General features: G+C 57.8%; 15 protein-coding genes. 11 read left to right on the top strand and 4 right to left on the bottom strand.

Going from position 1 to position 14,016, the window contains the following annotated elements; all coding sequences use genetic code 11:
- Positions 1–155 precede the first annotated feature (155 nt).
- From fdxA to nth, 5 genes are all read left to right on the top strand, one after another.
- The gene (gene fdxA, locus RHM62_RS06780; protein ID WP_009666966.1) at positions 156–479 is read left to right on the top strand and encodes a ferredoxin FdxA; all 324 of its coding nucleotides are present in this window, start codon (positions 156–158) and stop codon (positions 477–479) included.
- Positions 480–623: 144 nt separating this feature from the next.
- On the top strand, positions 624–1,664 hold the full coding sequence (locus tag RHM62_RS06775; RefSeq protein WP_322125343.1) for an NAD(P)/FAD-dependent oxidoreductase: 1,041 nt from the start codon (positions 624–626) through the stop codon (positions 1,662–1,664).
- Between the two features lie 436 nt (positions 1,665–2,100).
- Positions 2,101–3,336, top strand: a complete 1,236-nt coding sequence (locus RHM62_RS06770; RefSeq protein ID WP_322124768.1) for a polyhydroxyalkanoate depolymerase — start codon at positions 2,101–2,103, stop codon at positions 3,334–3,336.
- Between the two features lie 140 nt (positions 3,337–3,476).
- Positions 3,477–4,151, top strand: a complete 675-nt coding sequence (gene rsxB / locus RHM62_RS06765) for an electron transport complex subunit RsxB (protein WP_322124767.1) — start codon at positions 3,477–3,479, stop codon at positions 4,149–4,151.
- Positions 4,148–4,798 (top strand): endonuclease III, encoded by a 651-nt coding sequence (gene nth, locus RHM62_RS06760; RefSeq protein WP_322124766.1) that lies wholly within the window; start codon positions 4,148–4,150, stop codon positions 4,796–4,798. Before rsxB ends, nth begins: the two co-directional genes overlap by 4 nt.
- Here the strand turns inward: nth and RHM62_RS06755 are convergent, their stop codons facing one another.
- Positions 4,799–5,380: a malonic semialdehyde reductase gene (locus tag RHM62_RS06755; protein WP_322124765.1), complete on the bottom strand. Its 582-nt coding sequence runs from the start codon at positions 5,378–5,380 to the stop codon at positions 4,799–4,801.
- Between the two features lie 109 nt (positions 5,381–5,489).
- Here RHM62_RS06755 and RHM62_RS06750 point away from each other — a divergent pair, with 109 nt between their 5' ends.
- Entirely contained in the window at positions 5,490–5,915 is a 426-nt protein-coding gene (locus RHM62_RS06750; RefSeq protein ID WP_322124764.1) for a DUF1841 family protein, read from the top strand.
- Between the two features lie 60 nt (positions 5,916–5,975).
- Here RHM62_RS06750 and RHM62_RS06745 read toward each other — a convergent pair whose 3' ends face one another.
- Both RHM62_RS06745 and RHM62_RS06740 read right to left on the bottom strand, forming a co-directional pair.
- Positions 5,976–6,332 carry a cytochrome c gene (locus tag RHM62_RS06745; protein ID WP_322124763.1) on the bottom strand — a complete coding sequence of 119 codons (357 nt, stop codon included), beginning with the start codon at positions 6,330–6,332 and terminating at the stop codon, positions 5,976–5,978.
- Between the two features lie 13 nt (positions 6,333–6,345).
- Positions 6,346–6,666 carry a cytochrome c gene (locus RHM62_RS06740; protein ID WP_322124762.1) on the bottom strand — a complete coding sequence of 107 codons (321 nt, stop codon included), beginning with the start codon at positions 6,664–6,666 and terminating at the stop codon, positions 6,346–6,348.
- Positions 6,667–6,924: 258 nt separating this feature from the next.
- On the opposite strand from RHM62_RS06740, the gene RHM62_RS06735 reads away from it, so the two are divergent.
- Genes RHM62_RS06735 through RHM62_RS06725 form a run of 3 tightly spaced genes read left to right on the top strand, consistent with a single transcriptional unit; the run spans position 6,925 to position 9,546 of the window.
- The gene (locus RHM62_RS06735) at positions 6,925–7,779 is read left to right on the top strand and encodes a MoxR family ATPase (RefSeq protein ID WP_322124761.1); all 855 of its coding nucleotides are present in this window, start codon (positions 6,925–6,927) and stop codon (positions 7,777–7,779) included.
- A 10-nt stretch (positions 7,780–7,789) separates the two neighbouring features.
- The gene (locus RHM62_RS06730; protein WP_322124760.1) at positions 7,790–8,383 is read left to right on the top strand and encodes a GNAT family protein; all 594 of its coding nucleotides are present in this window, start codon (positions 7,790–7,792) and stop codon (positions 8,381–8,383) included.
- The gene (locus RHM62_RS06725; RefSeq protein WP_322124759.1) at positions 8,377–9,546 is read left to right on the top strand and encodes a hypothetical protein; all 1,170 of its coding nucleotides are present in this window, start codon (positions 8,377–8,379) and stop codon (positions 9,544–9,546) included. The genes RHM62_RS06730 and RHM62_RS06725 overlap by 7 nt, the downstream gene beginning before the upstream one ends.
- 78 nt (positions 9,547–9,624) lie before the next feature.
- On the opposite strand, the gene RHM62_RS06720 is transcribed toward RHM62_RS06725, so the two are convergent.
- Entirely contained in the window at positions 9,625–10,590 is a 966-nt protein-coding gene (locus tag RHM62_RS06720; RefSeq protein WP_322124616.1) for an IS110 family transposase, read from the bottom strand.
- Between the two features lie 685 nt (positions 10,591–11,275).
- Between RHM62_RS06720 and RHM62_RS06715 the strand changes: the two genes are divergently transcribed.
- Both RHM62_RS06715 and RHM62_RS06710 read left to right on the top strand, forming a co-directional pair.
- Positions 11,276–13,264, top strand: a complete 1,989-nt coding sequence (locus tag RHM62_RS06715) for a DNA topoisomerase IV subunit B (protein ID WP_322124758.1) — start codon at positions 11,276–11,278, stop codon at positions 13,262–13,264.
- Entirely contained in the window at positions 13,242–14,009 is a 768-nt protein-coding gene (locus tag RHM62_RS06710) for a lytic transglycosylase domain-containing protein (RefSeq protein ID WP_322124757.1), read from the top strand. Before RHM62_RS06715 ends, RHM62_RS06710 begins: the two co-directional genes overlap by 23 nt.
- Positions 14,010–14,016: the final 7 nt, after the last annotated feature.

Genomic DNA, 14,016 nt, shown 5'->3' with positions numbered 1-14,016 from the left:
CGCATTCTGTCTAAGCTCAATTTGTAGGAATACCCGAACTGACTTAAAATACGCCCCTCTGCGGCTGCCCTTTTCATGCTGCGTCCTGCTTCGATACTCTGAATAGTGACGCACAGCCCTGCAACCCGCCTCACCCTTACAGAATCAGGATAGTTATGACCCACGTTGTGACCGAATCGTGCATCCAGTGCCGCTATACCGATTGCGTGGATGTATGTCCGGTGGATTGTTTTCGCGAAGGCCCGAACTTTCTATCGATCGACCCCGATGAATGCATCGATTGCGCCGTGTGCGTGGCCGAATGTCCAGTCAATGCCATCTACGCCGAAGAAGACGTACCGGCGGATCAGCAGCAATTCATCAAATTGAATATCGACCTGTCGCGTGGCTGGCCATCGATTACGAAGACCAAGGCAGCACTGCCTGAAGCCGACGAATTCAAGGATATGCAAGCAAAATTGCACCTGCTGAAGCGCTAACAAAGCCTCACCCACCGCCAGGCCACCTGTCTGGCGGTAATTTATTGTTCAATGAAACAGGAAGCACAACGTCGCATGACTACCAGCGCCACTCTTGAATCAGGAGCCATTGCCTCCTCAACTCCCTCCATCGTGACGTCCCACATGGCTATCGAAACCGATGCTGTCATCATCGGTGCAGGTCCGGTCGGACTGTTTCAGGTGTTCGAACTCGGCCTGCTTGAAATCAAGGCACATGTCATTGATTCGTTGGCTTCCGTCGGCGGCCAATGCGTCGAACTGTATCCGGACAAGCCGATTTACGACATTCCGGCGGTCCCCGTCTGTACCGGCCAGGAACTGACCGACAACCTGCTCAAGCAGATCGAGCCTTTCGGTGCGACCTTCCATCTGAATCAGGAAGTTACGCTCGTAGAGAAACGCGAAGACGGCCGCTTCAATCTTGAAACGTCCGCCGGTACGCGCTTCGTGACCAAGACCATTTTCATCGCCGCCGGTGTCGGTTCGTTCCAGCCGCGCACATTGAAAGTCGAAGGCATCGATCAGTTTGACAACACGCAGCTGTTTTACCGCGTACGCGACCCGGTTCGTTTCGACGGCAAAAATATTGTCATTTGCGGCGGTGGCGACTCGGCGCTCGACTGGGCACTGAATTTTGTCGGCAAGGCCGAATCCGTGATTCTGCTGCATCGTCGCGACGAATTCCGTGCCGCCCCGGCATCAGTAGCAAAGATGCGCGAACTGTGCGACAACTACGAAATGCAACTGATCATCGGCCAGGTTACCGGCTTTGAATCGGCTGCCGATGGCACATTAAGCGGTATCAAAGTCACTGGTACCGATGGCGTGACACGTCGTTTGCCACTCGATTATCTGATGGTCTTTTTCGGTCTGTCACCAAAACTCGGCCCGATCGCGGAATGGGGCCTGGACATCGAGCGCAAGCAGATCAAGGTGGGGACTGAAAAGTTTGAAACCAACGTGCCAGGTATCTTTGCCGTCGGCGATATCAACACCTACCCGGGCAAGAAGAAACTGATACTGTCGGGTTTTCACGAAGCTGCACTGGCAGCGTTCGGAGCCGCACCGTATATTTTCCCTGACAAGAAAATCCATATGCAGTACACGACGACATCACCGAAACTGCACAAAATCCTCGGTGTCGAAAGTCCGGTCTTCGACTAAATTTGTATTGATGGGCAATCAAAAAAGCACGATGCCTCTTCGGAGACCTCGTGTTTTTTTACATGAATTGCGATGAATTGCAATGAATTGCACGCAATCTTTCTGCGTGCCGTACACTGCGACGACGTATGAAGGTAAGTAGTAGGAAATTCTTACAAGACGGTTTTAATTCCGCAGCCATTTGGCTTTATCTGGTGCGAAATCGTTATCGTCGATGTTCACGACCGGGTGGAATTGTCTCAAAAAGAAAAATATTGGCAATGATGACGGCCAGCGCGTTCTATTATAAGGCGCTGAAAAACACTTCCGTCACTCTTGGTTCATGGAAAAAATTACCGAATTACCCAGATTACATCCTGAATGATCTGGTCTAAGATGCAGTGCAACAACGTGAGTTCGACCCGATCGACGCACGGCAATCACCGACGAGGCCATCATGCTCTACCACTTTCATGAAATGAACCGCAGCTTAATGAGCCCCCTGATCCAGTGGGCTGAAGCGTCGGCAAAACTGTTCACCAATCCTGTTTCGCCATTGGCACACACACCGTTTTCGCAGCGCATCGCTGCAGGTTACGAACTGATGTTCCGCCTTGGCAAAGATTACGAAAAACCGCAATTCGGCCTGAAATCGACAACCATCAACGGCGAAGACGTTGGCATCCTCGAAGCGCCCTCCACCGTCAAGCCATTCTGTACGCTGGTCCATTTCGCCAAGAACCTGACCGTCGCCGAGCGCACTGCGCTGAACCAGCCGAAAGTGCTGCTGGTCGCGCCGCTGTCCGGTCACCATTCGACCTTGTTGCGCGATACCGTCAAGGCGTTATTGCCGGAGCATGACGTCTACATTACCGACTGGACCGATGCGCGTATGGTTCCCCTGGCCGCCGGTGCATTCCATCTGCATGACTACATTTACTATGTCCAGGATTTCATCCGCCAGCTCGGGCCGGACGTGCATGTAATTTCGGTGTGTCAGCCGACCGTACCGGTACTGGCCGCCATTTCGCTGATGGCAACGGCCAAAGATCCGATGCTGCCAAAAACCATGACGATGATGGGTGGCCCGATCGATCCGCGCAAATCGCCGACCGAAGTCAACAACCTCGCGACCAAAAAACCGTTCTCGTGGTTCGAAAATACCGTGATCTACACGGTGCCAGCGAATTATCCCGGTGCCGGCCGCAAGGTCTATCCGGGCTTTCTGCAGCATGCGGGTTTTGTCGCCATGAACCCGGATCGCCACGCGCAAAGTCATTGGGAGTTCTACATGCAACTGCGCAAGGGCGATGACGCCTCGGCCGAAGAGCATCGCAAGTTTTACGATGAATACAATGCCGTGCTCGACATGCCGTCCGAGTACTACCTTGAAACCATCAAGACCGTGTTTCAAGATTTCAATCTGCCATTGGGTACATGGGAAGTAGGCGGCAAACTGGTCCGCCCGCAAGACATCAAGACAGTGGCACTGCTGACTGTCGAAGGCGAGCTCGATGACATCTCCGGTGCCGGCCAAACCCAGGCTGCGCACACGCTGTGCAGTGGCATCCCGGCCGACATGCAGGAAGACTACATCGCCGAAGGTTGCGGTCATTACGGCATTTTTGCCGGACGTCGCTGGCGTGAACTGATCTGCCCGAAAGTGGGCGCGTTCATCAAGGCGCATTCCTGATTTCATACCGTCCGACTGCGAAGCCGTTCACCCCCCGGGTCGAACGGCTTTTTCATTTGTGACAGCCGGAGTCGGCGCGGCCCGATATGCAGGATAATGCGGTCTTTGAAAACCCGATTGCTGCCGTGTCGCACCCCGTCATGAAATCCCTCGCCGATCGCATCGAAGATGCCCTGCCTCAAACCCAATGCACGAAGTGCGGCTATGCCGGCTGCCGTCCCTATGCCGAGGCCATCGCCGATGGCAGTGCCGGCATCAACCAGTGCCCGCCCGGGGGACAGGAAGGCATTGTCCGGCTGGCCAGCCTGCTGGATCGCCCGGTCATTGCGCTCAATCCGGTCCATGGCATCGAGCGACCACGTCCGGTCGCCATCATCGACGAAGCACTGTGCATCGGCTGCACGCTGTGCATCCAGGCCTGCCCGGTCGATGCCATCCTCGGTGCGCCAAAACAGATGCACACCATCCTGCCCGACCTGTGTACCGGCTGCGATTTATGCGTGGCGCCTTGCCCCGTCGATTGCATTGCGATGGTCGCAGTCACCACCACGACCGGCTGGCAGGCATGGACTGAGCAACAGGCCGGCGAGGCACGCGCACGGCATGATTTCCGTGCCGCGCGCTTGCTGCGCGAGCGCCGCGACAACGATGCCCGCCTGCTCGCCAAAGCCGCTGCCAAACTCAAGGAAGTCGAAAGCGCGCCGACCCTGTCGGCGGCCGACAGTGCCGAACGCGATCGCAAGAAAGCGATCATTCAGGCAGCCATCGAACGGGCCAGGATCAAGCGAGAAACCGATGCCGGAGAAGCCCGATGAACGCCGAAAAGCGCCGCCTCATTTTTGAGCGCTGGCAAGCCGCCAATCCGAATCCGGCCACCGAACTGGCCTACAGCACACCGTTCGAATTGCTGATTGCCGTACTGCTGTCGGCGCAGGCCACCGACGTCGCCGTCAACAAGGCCACCCGCAAGCTCTTTCCGATGGCCAGCACGCCGGCCGCCATTTACGCGCTGGGTGTCGACGGGCTGATCCCGTACATCCAGACCATCGGGCTTTATCGCAACAAGGCAAAGAACACGATAGAAACCTGTCGGCTGATCCTGACCGAACATGGCGGTCAGATACCGCGTGACCGCGCCGGCCTCGAAGCGCTGCCCGGCGTCGGTCGCAAGACCGCCAATGTGGTGCTCAATACCGCGTTCGGCGAGCCGACCATAGCGGTCGACACGCATATTTTCCGGCTCGGTAATCGCACCGGCCTGGCACCCGGCAAGGATGTCGATGTGGTCGAGCACAAGCTGATGAAATTCGTGCCGCGCGAGTTCCTGCAGGACGCCCATCACTGGATGATTCTGCATGGCCGCTACACCTGCATGGCGCGCAGTCCGCAATGCTGGAACTGCATGATTGCGGACCTGTGCGATTACCGGGACAAGACACCGGTCCCGGCCAAAGCCGTCTGATCAAACTACCGAGCAGGCGTCCTCGAACGACAGCCGCGGCGAACGGGCGAACAGTTTGCTGGCATCACCATGACCGATGCTACAGACAAAATTGACCTTGACCGTCGTACCGCTGAAAAATGCCGCATCGAGCTTGGCGGCATCGAAGCCCGACATCGGCCCGACATCCAGGCCAATCGCCCGCGCCGCCAGCATGAAGTAAGCACCTTGCAGCGATGAATTACGAAACGCCGTCGCCTCGATCAGCGGCTGATTGCCGGCAAACCAGGAGCGCGCGTCGGCATGCGGGAACAATTGCGGCAGCTTGTCGAGAAACGCCATGTCCATGCCGATGATCGCCGTCACCGGCGCTGCCTTGACCTTGTCGGCATTGCCCGCGGCCATGCAGCCGGCCAGCTTGGCGCGGGCGTCGTCCGATTGCACGAAGACGATGCGCGCCGGTTCGCAATTGGCCGAGGTCGGGGCCCATTTCATGAGGTCGTACAGTTGCTGCAACTGAGCCTGGCTGACCGGCTGGTCAAGCCAGCCGTTGTGGCTGCGGGCATCGGAAAACAAGGTAGCGAGGGCGGCTTGATCGATCATGGAAGACTCCGGTAATGGTTGAACTGGCGCACATGGTAATCGAAGCGAGCCGGTCACGTGCCAGCCTTATCCCCCGTACAATCGCCCTTTTCTTCCCGGCACCATCACCATGTTCACACCTTCGCAAGATGATGTACGACGCTTTTTTTGTACCACCTACGACAAGCATCACAGCGGTGCCATCCTCAGTCCGCTCGAAGCGATTGCACGCGACTGGATTGCACAGCATCCGGAATATGCAAATTCGCTGGACGACCTCGACAGTGCGCTGGCAGCCGACTATTCAGTTGAACGCGGACAAAGCAATCCCTTCCTGCATTTGTCGATGCACCTGTCGATCGCCGAGCAGGTCTCGATCGATCAGCCGCCCGGTATCCGCGCGGCATTCCTAACGCTGGCACGCAAGCTCGACTCCGAACACGAAGCACATCACCAGATCATGGAATGTCTGGGAGAGATGATGTGGACCGCGCAGCGCAGCGGCTTGCCGCCGGACGGCGTGGCCTACATCGAGAGCGTACGACGACGCTGCTGAATCGACAGGCGTAAAAAAACCACGACGCGTCGTGGCTTTTTTATCGACCCGAAGGCGAGGTTACTGTTTCACCATCACCAGCGAACCCGGCAAACTATGCAGATAGGCCGCGATATCGGCCATGTCTTTGGTCGACAAAGGCTTGGCCATCCCGCCCATGATCGCATTGCCGCGACCATTGAGGCCTTCGCCACCGCGCTTGTACGCCAACAGCGCATGCGCCAGGTAGTCAGCATGCTGGCCCGCCAGTTTCGGATAAGTCGGATCGATCGGGCTGTTGTAGTCAGCGCCATGACAAGCGGCGCAATTGTACTTGGCAGTCAGTGCCTTGCCATTGTCGACATTACCAGCCGCCGCCACATTGAACGCAGCTGTAGTGCAGAGCGCGAAGACCGCGCCGGCGAAAAATTTATTCATCTGTGGGTCCCCGTTATTTTTTTTGCGAGTAGTAGGCAGCGACATCGACGATGTCCTGCTCGCTCAGGCTGGTAGCGATACCGCGCATTGATGGATGGGTGCGCTCGCCTTTCTTGTAGGCGTGCAGCGCGCTCTCGATGTACTTGGCAGATTGCCCGCCTATCATCGGCACTGAATACACCTCAGGAAAAGAAGCCTTGTAACCTGAAATGCCATGACAGCCGACGCATTGTGCGATCTTGTTTTCAGCGGCTTTGGCATCGCCAACCAGCTCGGCTGCGGCAGCGTAGTTGGCCAATCCGGCCAGCACGAGAAGTGCAAGTAGTTTTTTCATGTCAGCTAAGGTAGTTAATGCGAAAAAAACGTGGAGCGCAGACTGGATTGGGATGATCCAAACGCTCTTCCAAGCCCGGGACATCCGTGCCGCCCGGCACCAAAACCCGCGAATTCTACCGCAAGAACTTCGCCCAGTCCACGTAACAAACTCGCGCAATCGCGCTGACTGGCTGGCAGTTGGACTCCACTTGCTGCCAACTTAGTGTCAACTTTCTCGCTTATACTCGTTTTTCCATTTTTCAACGGACCACCCACCATGCCGCCAGTCACCCGCTTCGAAGGTTCCGACAGTTACGTTGCCACCGGCGACCTGAAACTCGCCGTCAACGCCGCCCTCACCTTGCAGCGGCCCTTGCTGATCAAGGGCGAACCCGGCACCGGCAAGACCATGCTGGCCGAAGAAGTCGCTGCCGCGCTCGGCATGCCGCTGCTGCAATGGCACATCAAGTCGACCACCAAGGCGCAGCAGGGCCTGTACGAATACGACGCCGTCTCGCGCCTGCGGGATTCGCAACTCGGCGACGAGCGCATCAAGGACATCGCCAACTACATCGTCAAAGGCGTGCTGTGGCAAGCCTTCACGGCCGACGAACAGGTCGTGCTGCTGATCGATGAAATCGACAAGGCCGACATCGAATTCCCGAATGACCTGCTGCGCGAACTGGACCGCATGGAATTCTATGTCTACGAAACGCGCGAGATGGTCAAGGCGAAGCACCGGCCGCTGGTCATCATCACGTCCAACAACGAGAAAGAATTGCCGGACGCCTTCCTGCGCCGCTGCTTTTTCCACTACATCAAATTCCCGGACAAGGACACGATGCAGCAGATCGTCGATGTCCATTACCCGACCCTGAAAAAAGACTTGCTGGCGCAAGCGCTGCAGACATTTTATGAAGTACGCGACGTGCCCGGCCTGAAGAAAAAACCATCGACCTCCGAGCTGCTCGACTGGCTCAAATTGCTGCTGGCCGAAGATATTCCGCCGGAAGCACTGCGCAGCAAGGACGCCAAATCCATCGTGCCGCCGCTGCACGGCGCGCTGCTGAAAAACGAGCAGGACGTGCATCTGTTCGAGCGACTGGTGTTCATGTCGCGCACCAATCGCTGAGCGTAATCAGATGATCCCGATCGCTCCCGTCACGCTGGAATTGCACGGCGTACGCCTCGAACCCATGGCATCCGAACACGCGCCGGCACTTGCCGCAGCGGCGGCCGATGGCGAACTCTGGACCTTGCGCGTGACCTCGGCACCCGCTCCCGGCGATGAAGCAGCGTACATAGCCACCGCACTCAACGACCGCACTCGCCTGCCCTTCGTGGTACGCGATATCGCCAGCAACGAAGTCATCGGCACCACCAGTTTTCACGATATCGTACCCGCTCTGGGCCGCGTCGAAATCGGCCACACCTGGTACGCCAGGACCTGGCAGCGCACCCACGTCAACACCACCTGCAAATGGCTGTTGCTGCGCCATGCGTTCGAAGTGCTCGGCTGTGGCGTGGTCGGTTTTCGAGCGGACAATTTCAATCTGGTGTCGCAAGACGCCATCGCCCGGCTCGGTGCAAAACGCGACGGCGTGATCCGCCATCACGCGCTGCGCCGCGACGGTACCGTGCGCGACACGGTGATGTTCAGCATCGTCGCCGGCGAGTGGCCCGAGATCAACGCGCACCTGACCTACAAGCTGGCACAGCGAGGCAAACGATGCTGATCGATTTTTTCTTCACGCTCAAGGATGCAAAAATTCCGGTCTCGATCAAGGAATTCCTGATCCTGCTCGAAGCGATGCAAAAGAACGTAATCAGCAATTCGCTCGACGAGTTTTATTATTTGTCGCGCATCACGCTGGTCAAGGATGAAGCCCACTTCGACAAGTTCGACCGCGCCTTCGGCCTGTACTTCAAAGGCATTGATGCGATCTTCGACAAGAACCCGCAGATCCCGCTCGACTGGCTGGTCAAGCGCATGCAGCGCGAACTGACCGACGAGCAAAAAGTGGCACTCGAAAAATTCGGCTACGACAAACTGATGGACCGGCTCAAGGATTTGCTGGCTGAGCAGAAGGAACGTCACGAAGGCGGCAGCAAATGGATAGGCACTGGCGGCACTTCGCCGTTCGGCCACGGCGGCACCAATCCCGAAGGCATCCGCATCGGTGGCGAAGGTGGCAACCGCACTGCGGTCAAAGTCTGGGAAGCGCGCAGCTACCGCGACTACGATGCCGAACGCGAACTCGGCACGCGTAACATCAAGGTCGCCTTGCGCCGCCTGCGCAAGTTCGCCCGCGAAGGCGCCGAAGAAGAACTCGCGCTCGACGCCACCATCCGCGCCACCGCCAACAATGCCGGCTACCTCGACATCAAGATGCAGCCCGAGCGCAAGAACAAGATCAAGGTGCTGATGCTGCTGGACGTCGGCGGCACGATGGACGACCACATCGCCCGCACCGAAGAACTTTTTTCGGCATCGAAGACCGAGTTCAAGAACATGGAGTTTTTTTACTTCCACAACTGCGTCTACGATTACCTGTGGAAGAACAACCGGCGCCGCCACGCCGAGCGGTTCCCGACCTGGGACATCCTGCGCAAATACCCGGCCGACACCAAGCTGATCTTCGTCGGCGACGCGACGATGAGTCCCTATGAAATCCTGCAAGCCGGCGGCTCGGTCGAATACAACAACGAAGAAGCCGGTGCCGAATGGCTACAGCGCTTCACGCACGCCTTCCCGAAATTCATCTGGCTCAATCCAGAGCCGGAGGGCCTGTGGCAGTACCGGCAATCGATCGCGGTGATCAAGCAGTTGATGAATAACCGGATGTTTCCGGTGACGATAGAAGGGCTGGAGCGGGGGATGCGCTTGTTGAGCAAGTGAGGATTAAACAGCGTCAATACCCCGTTTCCAATTTGTAGAGCACAACATGTATTCAGCCCGTAGATACTGTTATGCCGGTCAACTGCCATGCAGCGCAGGATCGAAAGATTTTCCTGATTTGAGGACACCGAAGACGACATGAACAAGTTTTCGCATCATGGCGCCAATAATGAGCATGGGCGGTTTTCCGGAAGCGGCTAAGCGCGCGCGAAAGGATTTGCCCCATGCTGTTTTGTACAAGGTCACCATTGCTGGCATGTAAAGCGCCTTGCGCAAAAAGGAATGGCCGACTTTGGACATGCGGGGCTTGGCTTTGACGCTGCTGCCGGACTCGTGCTGGCGCGGATCAAGGCCAGCAAACGCGACCGCCTTTCTGGCGTTATCAAAGCGTTGGGTGTCGGCATAAAAGGCCAGCAGAACAGCAATGGTACGTTCGCCCAAGCCCGGAATACTATCAAGCAGAGCCTGCTTGTCCTTGAGGTCAGGATCGTCGTTCATATGATTCTTGATCATGGCACTAAGTTTCTTGATCTCGGTATCAAGCCAGGTGATATGCCCGGCGATGCCGTCTTGTACCGCGTCGCGTGCTACGTCAAGCCGGTTGCTCTCCTGGGTGCGCATGTTCTGCAGCGCGTCGAGGCGCAACACCATGGCGCGCAAGGCCTGTTCGGCGGGTGATGGCGCTTGCCAGGCGTCGGGGCAACGTTCGACGCAGAATGCCGCAATTAGCTGCGCATCGACGCGATCGGTCTTGGTGCGCACCATGCGGGAGGTGCCAAACGCCTTGATTTGAGCAGGATTGATGACGCTGACGACCATGTTCTGGCTAGCCAGATACTCTGCGACGGCTTCCCAGTAGACCCCGGTGGCTTCCATACACACATGAGGCAGCGTTGCGCCGTGCTTGTTGAGCCATAGGCTCAACGTCGTATAACCGGCGGGCGTATTGGCAACGACTTTGTTTCTGTATTTGCCATCAGGCATGCGCAGGGCGCAATCAAGTTTGGCTTTTGCGACATCGATTCCCAAATGATATTTGTGCATACAACATCCTCTCGTGATCTACCTTGTGAATGCGGGCTACCGGCAAGCCGGGCCAAAGATACTGTCCGATCTTCATGTGGAGGTGAGCGACTGCTGCAAAAATCTACGACACTGGCGCGAAGCCAAAGGGTGCAAACGGCATCCAGCCACTCGATCTTGAGGTGCCCCTCAAGAACTGCTACAGCTTTATCCCGGCAGTGCCGCGCCGGCATAACTTCAAAACTAAGACAACTTCAAAACTAAGACAACTTCAAAACTAAGACAACTTCAAAACCATAATACAAGGGTGCAATAACCAACGGGCATTGCACCAAATGCACCTCAGCCCGGTGCCAATACTGCGAACTCAGCCGGTGCAATGCCCTGCGGTTATTGCACCCTACGATTTTGGAGAATCCGGCTGCATCATCACGACAATAGCCACGGCCTCTCGCGCAGGGTGCAATAACCAAAGGACATTGCACCGAGCGCACCGCCGACCGTCGCCAATACCAACGCGGCAAGAGATTCAAGCTGCCAAGTCATAAAAAATACCGCCTGGCTTGAACCCTTTCAACGTCTTACCGTCGCACCGCCCCCACTCTTTTTCCCCTCGCCAAATCCCCCGCCCCCGCAAACCCCATTAGAATGCACTGCACAAACACACCCGCCCACCAGCAATACCGTCACTAGAGCACCAACCTGAATGGCCACAAAGAAAACTGCCCCCTCCGATTACAGCGAATCATCGATCCGTGTCCTGAAAGGACTCGAACCGGTCAAGCAGCGTCCCGGCATGTACACCCGCACCGAGAACCCGCTGCACATCATCCAGGAAGTCATCGACAACGCCTCCGATGAAGCGCTCGGCGGCTATTGCAAGCACATCACCGTCACCCAGAATGCCGATGGCAGCGTCACCGTCGATGACGACGGGCGCGGTATCCCGGTCGGCATCCATCCGGAAGAAGGCGTGCCGACCGTCGAGATCGTCTTCACGCGCCTGCATGCCGGCGGCAAGTTCGACAAGGGCAGCGGCGGCGCGTATGCGTTTTCCGGTGGCTTGCATGGCGTCGGCGTGTCGGTCACGAATGCGCTGTCGACACGATTGGAAATTACGGTCTGGCGCGAAGGCGGCGTGCATAGCCTGGCTTTTGCCAGTGGCGACCTGATTGAAAAAATCAGCACCCGTGCGATCACCCGCGACGACAAAAAATCCGGCACCCGCGTCACTGCCTGGCCGGACCCCAAATACTTCGATTCCCCGGCCATCTCGCAATCCGAACTGCAGCGCTTGCTGCGCTCGAAAGCGGTGCTGCTGCCGGGCGTGAAAGTCACGCTGGTCAATGGCAAGACCGGCGAATCGCAGACCTGGCAATACGAGCAGGGCTTGCGCGGTTATCTGGTCGAATGCCTGGCGCAAGCGACCAGTTCGGACCCGCTGATTCCGCTGTTCGAAGGCGAGCAATATGCAGGCAAGGATGCCGAGGGATTTGCCGAAGGCGAAGGCGCGGCATGGGTCGTGGCGTGGACCGAAGACGGTGGCGTGGTGCGCGAATCGTATGTCAACCTGATCCCGACCTCGGCCGGCGGCACCCATGAATCGGGCTTGCGCGAAGGTTTGTTTGGTGCGGTGAAAAGCTTCGCCGAGATGCACTCGCTGCTGCCCAAGGGTGTGAAATTATTGTCCGAAGATGTCTTCGCACGGGTCTCGTTCGTGCTGTCGGCCAAGGTGCTCGACCCGCAATTCCAGGGCCAGATCAAGGAGCGCCTGAACTCGCGCGATGCGGTCAAACTGGTCTCTACCTTCGTGCGGCCGTCGCTCGAATTGTGGCTCAGCGAGCATGTCGAATACGGCAAGAAGCTGGCCGACCTGGTCATCAAGCAGGCGCAATCCCGACTGCGCTCGTCCCAGAAAGTCGAAAAGAAAAAGTCGTCCGGCGTGGCGGTATTGCCCGGCAAATTGACCGATTGCGAATCGAACGACATCAAGCGCAACGAGATTTTTCTGGTCGAGGGCGACTCGGCCGGCGGCTCGGCCAAGATGGGCCGCGACAAGGAATTCCAGGCCATCCTGCCCTTGCGCGGCAAGGTCCTGAACGCCTGGGAAACCGAGCGCGACCGGCTCTTTGCGAACAATGAAATCCACGATATCGCGGTGGCCATCGGCGTCGACCCGCACGGCAAGAACGACACGCCTGACCTGAGCAACCTGCGCTACGGCCGCATCTGCATCCTGTCGGACGCCGACGTCGACGGCTCGCACATCCAGGTCCTGCTGCTGACGCTGTTCTTCAAACACTTCCCGAAACTGATCGATCACGGCCACATCTGCATCGCCCGTCCGCCGCTGTTCCGGGTCGATGCACCGGCACGCGGCAAGAAGCCGGCGCAAAAAATCTATGCGCTCGACAGCGGCGAACTGGTCGCGATCGAAGACAAGCTGCGCAAGGACGGCGTCAAGGAAGGTGCCTGGAGCATCTCGCGCTTCAAGGGTCTCGGTGAAATGAATGCCGAGCAGTTGTGGGAAACCACGATGAATCCCGACACCCGACGCCTGCTGCCGGTGGCGTTCGGCGAGTTCGACCTGGTCTCGTCGGAAGAGCGCTTCAATATGCTGATGGGCAAAGGCGAAGCCGCCGCGCGACGGGCCTGGATCGAAGAGCACGGCAATGAAGCTGAAGCCGATATTTGACGTGACGTTCAAGGTCATCCTGTTGGCGACCTGCCTGCTGTCATCGGCCGCCCGCGCCGATGTGTACGGCTACGTCGATGCGCAAGGCGACACGCACTTTTCGACCGAAGCCCTCGACGAGCGCTATCAGTTGTTCATCAAGGGCGATGGCGTGTTCGATTCGTCGCAGCTGACACCGGCCGCGCCGGAAGCGTTGCGCACACCGTTGTTCAAGGTACTCACCGAACATCCGAACCTGAAAAAATTCGAAGCGGTGCTGGCGGCCGCTGCCGCCGAATTCAAGGTCGACCTGGCCCTGATGAAGGCGATGATGGCGGCCGAATCGGGCTTCAATCCGGCTGCGATTTCACCGAAGGGCGCGATCGGCCTGATGCAGATCATGCCCGCCACCGCCGAGCGTTACGGACTGGTCGGCGATGCCAGAAAAAGCATCCAGCAAAAATTGACCGACCCGACCACCAACGTGCGCCTGGCCGCACGCTACCTGCGCGAACTGAGTGCGCTGTTCCCGAACCAGCAGGCGCTGGTGATCGCGTCGTACAACGCCGGCGAAGGCGCGGTGCAGAAGTACCGCAATACAATTCCGCCGTATCCCGAGACGCGCAACTACGTCCGGCTGGTGACGCAGTTCTATCAGTTTTATCTGCCGCAAGTGCCTGCGCTACCTGTCGCTACCGGGCGCATCCACCTGACCATTCCCGGGCGCAGCAACATGCCTGCCCCGCTGACTCTTAATACCAACTGATTTCCTG

The organism is Actimicrobium sp. CCC2.4 (assembly GCF_034347385.1).
Classification (GTDB): domain Bacteria; phylum Pseudomonadota; class Gammaproteobacteria; order Burkholderiales; family Burkholderiaceae_D; genus Actimicrobium.
Note: the sequence above shows the minus strand (reverse complement) of the source record. Positions and strands in the feature narration are given on the sequence as shown.

What these genes read in the sequence shown, in the direction of transcription:
- fdxA (WP_009666966.1), top strand. Translation starts at nt 156, where the DNA reads ATGACCCACGTTGTGACCGAATCGTGCATCCAGTGCCGCTATACCGAT.
- RHM62_RS06775 (WP_322125343.1), top strand. Translation starts at nt 624, where the DNA reads ATGGCTATCGAAACCGATGCTGTCATCATCGGTGCAGGTCCGGTCGGA.
- RHM62_RS06770 (WP_322124768.1), top strand. Translation starts at nt 2,101, where the DNA reads ATGCTCTACCACTTTCATGAAATGAACCGCAGCTTAATGAGCCCCCTG.
- rsxB (WP_322124767.1), top strand. Translation starts at nt 3,477, where the DNA reads ATGAAATCCCTCGCCGATCGCATCGAAGATGCCCTGCCTCAAACCCAA.
- nth (WP_322124766.1), top strand. Translation starts at nt 4,148, where the DNA reads ATGAACGCCGAAAAGCGCCGCCTCATTTTTGAGCGCTGGCAAGCCGCC.
- RHM62_RS06755 (WP_322124765.1), bottom strand. Translation starts at nt 5,380, where the DNA reads ATGATCGATCAAGCCGCCCTCGCTACCTTGTTTTCCGATGCCCGCAGC.
- RHM62_RS06750 (WP_322124764.1), top strand. Translation starts at nt 5,490, where the DNA reads ATGTTCACACCTTCGCAAGATGATGTACGACGCTTTTTTTGTACCACC.
- RHM62_RS06745 (WP_322124763.1), bottom strand. Translation starts at nt 6,332, where the DNA reads ATGAATAAATTTTTCGCCGGCGCGGTCTTCGCGCTCTGCACTACAGCT.
- RHM62_RS06740 (WP_322124762.1), bottom strand. Translation starts at nt 6,666, where the DNA reads ATGAAAAAACTACTTGCACTTCTCGTGCTGGCCGGATTGGCCAACTAC.
- RHM62_RS06735 (WP_322124761.1), top strand. Translation starts at nt 6,925, where the DNA reads ATGCCGCCAGTCACCCGCTTCGAAGGTTCCGACAGTTACGTTGCCACC.
- RHM62_RS06730 (WP_322124760.1), top strand. Translation starts at nt 7,790, where the DNA reads ATGATCCCGATCGCTCCCGTCACGCTGGAATTGCACGGCGTACGCCTC.
- RHM62_RS06725 (WP_322124759.1), top strand. Translation starts at nt 8,377, where the DNA reads ATGCTGATCGATTTTTTCTTCACGCTCAAGGATGCAAAAATTCCGGTC.
- RHM62_RS06720 (WP_322124616.1), bottom strand. Translation starts at nt 10,590, where the DNA reads ATGCACAAATATCATTTGGGAATCGATGTCGCAAAAGCCAAACTTGAT.
- RHM62_RS06715 (WP_322124758.1), top strand. Translation starts at nt 11,276, where the DNA reads ATGGCCACAAAGAAAACTGCCCCCTCCGATTACAGCGAATCATCGATC.
- RHM62_RS06710 (WP_322124757.1), top strand. Translation starts at nt 13,242, where the DNA reads ATGAAGCTGAAGCCGATATTTGACGTGACGTTCAAGGTCATCCTGTTG.